This is a genomic window from Castellaniella denitrificans (assembly GCF_027214045.1).
Taxonomy (GTDB): Bacteria; Pseudomonadota; Gammaproteobacteria; order Burkholderiales; family Burkholderiaceae_B; genus Castellaniella; species Castellaniella denitrificans_A.
In genome coordinates, this window is record NZ_JAPWHE010000028.1 from 1 (window position 1) to 462 (window position 462).

1 pseudogene is annotated in these 462 nt (G+C 64.9%); it reads left to right on the top strand.

Annotated features, from left to right (window positions below):
- Positions 1–275: pseudogene (locus O4H32_RS14905) on the top strand (C4-dicarboxylate ABC transporter); the annotation flags it as partial.
- Between the last annotated feature and the right edge of the window lie 187 nt (positions 276–462).

Below are 462 nucleotides of genomic sequence, written 5' to 3' on the forward strand. Positions count from 1 at the left end.
CCAATTCCGGCTGGTGGGACGGCCTGCCCGAGGACGTGCGCGCCGGCCTGCAAAAGGCGATGGCCGGGGCCACGGCATACGCCAACAAGCTGGCCGCCGAGATCAACGATCGCGATCAGAAGCTCATTGCCGAGGCTGGCAAGGCGAAGATCCAGACCCTGTCCAAGCGGGACATCGCCGCCTGGCGTGAGGCCGTCAGGCCCGTATGGAGCAAGTTCTCGGATCAGATCGGCGAAGACCTGATCGCCAAGGCGCGAGCGTCCAACAACAGCTAAGGCCTCCCGAGTTGCCGGCGACCGCTCCCCGCATGGGCGCGGTCACCGTGATTTCGCACGACCGCCGGGCGGCGGCCGTTTCGCATCCTGGACAGGAGATTCTTCCATGCTGAAAAACTGGCTGGAACACATCGAGGAAGGCCTGATCGCCTTTCTCCTGGCCGCCATGACCGTGGTGACCTTCGCC